General features: G+C 39.9%; 9 protein-coding genes. All 9 read right to left on the bottom strand.

Annotated elements, in window-relative coordinates; genetic code table 11:
• Positions 1–236: 236 nt before the first annotated feature.
• Complete coding sequence (gene rplQ, locus HYU69_04090) at positions 237–743, bottom strand: 50S ribosomal protein L17 (GenBank protein MBI2269521.1); 507 nt, start codon at positions 741–743, stop codon at positions 237–239.
• Positions 744–816: 73 nt separating this feature from the next.
• Positions 817–1,809 carry a DNA-directed RNA polymerase subunit alpha gene (locus HYU69_04085; GenBank protein MBI2269520.1) on the bottom strand — a complete coding sequence of 331 codons (993 nt, stop codon included), beginning with the start codon at positions 1,807–1,809 and terminating at the stop codon, positions 817–819.
• A 30-nt stretch (positions 1,810–1,839) separates the two neighbouring features.
• Positions 1,840–2,445, bottom strand: coding sequence for a 30S ribosomal protein S4 (gene rpsD, locus HYU69_04080; GenBank protein MBI2269519.1), 606 nt, complete (start codon positions 2,443–2,445; stop codon positions 1,840–1,842).
• 42 nt (positions 2,446–2,487) lie between these two features.
• On the bottom strand, positions 2,488–2,928 hold the full coding sequence (gene rpsK / locus HYU69_04075; protein MBI2269518.1) for a 30S ribosomal protein S11: 441 nt from the start codon (positions 2,926–2,928) through the stop codon (positions 2,488–2,490).
• Positions 2,929–2,945: 17 nt separating this feature from the next.
• Entirely contained in the window at positions 2,946–3,338 is a 393-nt protein-coding gene (gene rpsM / locus HYU69_04070; GenBank protein ID MBI2269517.1) for a 30S ribosomal protein S13, read from the bottom strand.
• Positions 3,339–3,406: 68 nt separating this feature from the next.
• Positions 3,407–3,523 carry a 50S ribosomal protein L36 gene (gene rpmJ, locus HYU69_04065; GenBank protein MBI2269516.1) on the bottom strand — a complete coding sequence of 39 codons (117 nt, stop codon included), beginning with the start codon at positions 3,521–3,523 and terminating at the stop codon, positions 3,407–3,409.
• Positions 3,524–3,601: 78 nt separating this feature from the next.
• Positions 3,602–3,820, bottom strand: coding sequence for a translation initiation factor IF-1 (infA, locus tag HYU69_04060; GenBank protein MBI2269515.1), 219 nt, complete (start codon positions 3,818–3,820; stop codon positions 3,602–3,604).
• A 3-nt stretch (positions 3,821–3,823) separates the two neighbouring features.
• Positions 3,824–4,618 carry a type I methionyl aminopeptidase gene (map, locus tag HYU69_04055; GenBank protein MBI2269514.1) on the bottom strand — a complete coding sequence of 265 codons (795 nt, stop codon included), beginning with the start codon at positions 4,616–4,618 and terminating at the stop codon, positions 3,824–3,826.
• A gap of 1 nt (position 4,619) precedes the next feature.
• The coding region (locus HYU69_04050) for a preprotein translocase subunit SecY (GenBank protein MBI2269513.1) at positions 4,620–5,248 on the bottom strand (629 nt) is incomplete at its 5' end.

The following is a 5,248-nucleotide window of genomic DNA, read 5'->3' as shown; positions in this document are numbered from 1 at the left end:
CATAGACCACACAAGACATAGAAGCCCAGTTAACTGTGTAACTCACGCTTATGCTGGTGTAGCTGCTTACACGTATTTAGAAAAGTTGCCCTCGATTTTTGCTAAAAAATTAGGTTTGCCTAATCCATAGCTCACGTTAAAATAATATTTTCAGATTCAAAAAACTCCATTACTTCTACCAACAAAAAAGCCCCGTAATTAAAATCACAGGGCTTTCAATTATTTGAATGAAGGAATTACTCCGCTTTCGCTTCGCCTTTATCAGGAGTCGTTTCCGCCTTAACTTCAGCAGTAGTAGCTTCAGTAGCTTTCTTTTTGCCGCCTCTTCTGCGTGTAGATTTTGCTTTTCCAGGAGTTTTTTCTTTCGAAATACCTAAGAGCAATTCGTTAAAATCAACCAGTTCGATCATCGCTAATTCGGCGTTGTCGCCTAAGCGTATACCCATTTTAATGATGCGGGTATATCCACCCGGTCTGTCACCTACTTTAGCAGCTACGTCTCTGAACAATGTCCCAACCGCTTCTTTATTCTGAAGGTATTTGAACACAATACGGCGTGATGCTGTTGAGTCAGTTTTTGATTTTGTGATCAAGGGCTCAACATACAAACGCAAAGCTTTCGCTTTAGCCAATGTGGTGTTAATTCGCTTATGCAGTATAAGTGAACACGCCATATTCGACAACAACGCGTGCCTGTGAGCGGTCTTCCTGCCTAAATTATTTATTTTATCTCCGTGTCTCATTACAGTTAGTATTGAGATGTGAGATATGAGATTTGAGATTCTCAGATCTCATATCTCACATCTCATATCTATATTATTCTTTATCTAATTTATATTTTGCAAGGTTCATTCCAAAAGTCAATCCTTTAGCCTGCACCAGTTCTTCCAGTTCAGTAAGTGATTTTTTACCGAAGTTGCGGAATTTCAACAGGTCGTTCTTGTTGTATGATACAAGGTCAGCAAGGGTTTCAACGTCAGCGGCTTTTAAGCAATTAAGCGCGCGAACGGAAAGATCCATGTCAACTAATTTTGTTTTCAACAACTGACGCATGTGCAATGATGCTTCATCAAACTCTTCAGTTGCCTGTTTTTCTTCTGTATCAAGTGTAATACGCTCGTCAGAGAACAGCATGAAGTGGTGAATAAGGATCTTTGCCGCTTCTTTCAACGCGTCTTTGGGATGCACTGAACCGTCAGTAGTGATATTTAAAATAAGTTTTTCGTAGTCAGTTTTCTGTTCAACACGAAAGTTCTCTACAACGTAGTTAACCTGGCGTATTGGTGTATAAATAGCATCGATGGGAATAACGCCATGCTGCCCATTTACAGGCTTGTTATCAGAAGCTTCAACCCAGCCGCGGCCTTTGCCGATATTCAATTCCAATTTTATTTTTACGCTTGGTTCCATGTTACAAACCACCAGATCAGGATTCAACACCTGGAAACCGGTCATAAATTTACCAAGGTCGCCTGCTGTTAATGTATTTTTACCCGTAACGTTAACAACAACGCGCTCATTGTCCATGCCTTGTATCTGACGTTTGAAACGAACCTGCTTAAGATTAAGAATAATTTCCGTTACATCTTCAGCAACACCTTTAATAGTAGAGAACTCATGGTCAACACCATCAAAACGAATTGAAGTGATAGCCAAACCTTCCAATGAGTTCAATAAAACTCTTCTCAGCGCGTGACCAACTGTAATACCATAACCAGGCTCAAGCGGACGAAACTCGAATTGACCTTCGGTTTCACTTGAGTTTACCATTATCACCTTATCTGGTTTTATAAAATCTAAAAGTGCCATTGTTATATAGTTTAGGTTAGTTTTTATTTATTATTTAGAATACAACTCGACGATCAATTGTTCTTTAATGTTTTCCGGTATCTGTGTTCTTTGTGGCATTGATGTGAATTTACCCTCCATCTTTGTTTTATCGAACTCAATCCAGGGATATTGGTTTGCAGAACCCAAAACATTGTTGGAAATCACTTCAAGCACTTTTGATTTTTCGCGAACAGCCACAACATCACCGGGTTTTAATGTATATGATGAAATATTCACCAACTCACCATTCACGGTAATATGATTATGTCCAACCAACTGGCGAGCAGCAGAACGTGTAGGAGCAATCCCCATACGGTAAACCACATTATCCAAACGGGCTTCGATCAACTGTAACAACACTTCACCTGTAATACCATGCGCGCGTGAGGCACGATTAAATATTTTAGCGAACTGACGCTCAAGGATGCCATAGGTATATTTTACCTTTTGCTTTTCCATCAACTGAACAGCGTACTCCGATTGTTTAGCTCTTTTTTTAGTTAAGCCGTGTTGTCCCGGAGGGTAATTTTTCTTTTCCAGCGCTTTGTCAGCGCCAAAAATTGGCTCCCTGAATTTTCTCGCAACTTTTGATTTTGGGCCTGTATATCTTGCCATCTTATATTGAATTAAAAATTATTAATTAAGAATTAAAATTTATTATACTCTGCGTCTTTTAGGCGCTCTGCAACCATTATGCGGTATTGGAGTTATATCCATAATTTCAGTAACCTCGATGCCAATAGATGCCAGTGTTCTGATAGCTGACTCTCGTCCTGCACCAGGACCTTTAACAAACACTTTTACCTTACGCAAACCAAGATCATGGGCAACTTTACCACAATCATTAGCCGCCATTTGAGCAGCGTATGGCGTGTTCTTTTTAGAACCACGGAAACCCATTTTACCCGCGCTCGACCAGGAAATTACCTGTCCCGCGTTGTTCGTCAATGAAATGATCAGGTTATTGAAAGTAGCATTCAGATGGGCTTGTCCGACCGCCTCAACTTTAACCACTCTCTTTTTGGCTGCCGCCTTGCCAGATGGAGATCCGGCTTGCCCCTGTTGTCCTGCTCCTGTTGCTTGTGCTTGTTTTGCCATTTATTATTTATGTTTTATTATTTAGCCGCGATCTTTTTATTCGCGATTGTTTTACGTTTTCCTTTACGTGTACGCGCATTGGTTTGTGTATTCTGTCCCCTTACAGGTAAACCCATACGATGACGGATACCGCGATATGTATTGATGTCCACCAAACGCTTGATATTCAATTGAACCTCCGAACGAAGTGCTCCTTCAACTTTCAATAAACCATTATTGATCATTTCATTAAGAGCCGTACGGATCTTATTCGTTTCATCATCGTTCCATTCCTGAACTTTAATGTTAGCGTCAATACCCGCCTTTTTCAGCACCTTACGTGCTGTGCTGCGGCCAACACCAAAGATGTAGGTCAGACCAATTTCGCCTCTTTTGTTTTTTGGTAAATCAATACCTGCAATACGTGCCATTTTTATTTAGTTTCAGGTTTCAAGTTTCAGGTTTTTTAACCCCCTAGACTTTACTTCCGGTTGTTAATTTATTTCTGCCTTTGTTTAAATTTCGGATTCTTCTTGTTTATAACATAAAGACGTCCTTTCCTGCGCACAATAATGCACTCAGGGCTTCTCTTCTTAATTGATGTTCTTACTTTCATTTCTTCTATTTTTTTGCTCTCCGGTCTTATTTCAAACATTCAACTTTGAACTTTGAACTTTGAACTTTGAACTTTGAACTATTTATACCTATACGCTATTCTTCCTTTTGTCAGATCGTACGGTGACATTTCAATTCTGACTTTATCACCGGGCAATATTTTTATATAATTCATCCGCATTTTACCTGAAATATGAGCTGTTATTACGTGCCCGTTCTCAAGCTCCACACGAAACATTGCGTTCGACAATGCTTCAATAATTGTTCCGTCTTGTTCTATCGATGGCTGTTTTGCCATATATTAATTTACTAATTCTTTTTTTTCGTTTAATACTGCTTCTATATATTCGAAGGTTGACAACACATCCGCTTTACCTGCCCTTACTGCTATTGTATGTTCAAAATGTGCAGATGGCATATTATCCTGTGTACGTATTGTCCAACCATCACTCTCCGTTTTTACCGCTTTCTTACCAAGGTTTATCATTGGCTCAATGGCGATCACCAATCCTTCCTGTAATACGGGCCCACTTCCTCTTTTACCATAATTAGGGACCTCAGGTGCTTCGTGAAGGTCTTTTCCAATACCATGACCAACCAGTTCACGTACCACTGAATAACCATTGCTTTCGGCATATTCCTGGATAGTATAACTTATATCCCCCAATCTTTTACCGGCAACAGCTACCTCAACACCTTTATACAAGCATTCCTTAGTAACTTTAAGCAACCTTAATGTTTCGGGTTTTACATTTCCCACCGCGAAGGTATAGGCCGAGTCACCATGAAACCCGTTTTTATAAACACCACAATCAACCGAAATTATATCGCCATCCTGCAGTTCATATTTACCGGGTATTCCATGTACCACTACCGAATTTACCGAAATACACAAACTGGCCGGAAAACCGTTATACCCCTTAAATGACGGCACACCGCCATTATCGCGTATAAATTTTTCCGCGGTTTTATCAAGCTCGGCTGTTGCTATTCCGGGCTTAATGACCTTTGCTACTTCGGCTAAGGTTTTTCCAACAAGTAAAGAACTTATTCGTACTAACTCAATTTCCTCGTTCGTCTTATAAAAAATGGCCATCTTATGCTGTAGCCATACTCATTGACGTACGACCTTTAATTCGGCCCGACTTCATCAGACCATCGTAATGACGCATCAATAAATGACTTTCTATTTGTTGCAATGTATCCAATACAACACCAACTAATATCAGCAATGACGTGCCCCCAAAGAAATAGGCGAATTGCTGCTCAATATTCATTTGAATAGCTACAGCCGGCAAAATAGCCAGTAAAGCAAGAAACAAAGAACCTGGGAATGTTATACGTGACATAACCTGATCAATAAACTCAGCTGTTTTCTTACCTGGTTTTACACCCGGAACAAAACCGCCATTACGCTTCATGTCTTCGGCCATTTGATTTGGATTAACCATAATGGCAGTATAGAAATAAGTGAATGCTACAATAAGCAACGCAAATACAAGATTATACCAAAAGCCATTGTGATTATTAAATGTAGCCGCAAATCCACTGAGGGAAGCTACGTCTGTAAAACCAACAACCGCTGCAGGAATGAACATAATTGCCTGTGCAAAAATAATAGGCATTACACCCGCAGCATTCACTTTTAAAGGAATATACTGACGAACGCCACCATATTGCTTATTACCCACAATCTTTTTAGCAAACTGCACAGGTATCCTTCTTG

Source organism: Bacteroidota bacterium (assembly GCA_016183775.1).
GTDB lineage: Bacteria > Bacteroidota > Bacteroidia > JABDFU01 > JABDFU01 > JABDFU01.
The sequence above is the reverse complement of the archived record's forward strand: the minus strand, read 5'-3'. Positions and strand labels throughout refer to the sequence as shown.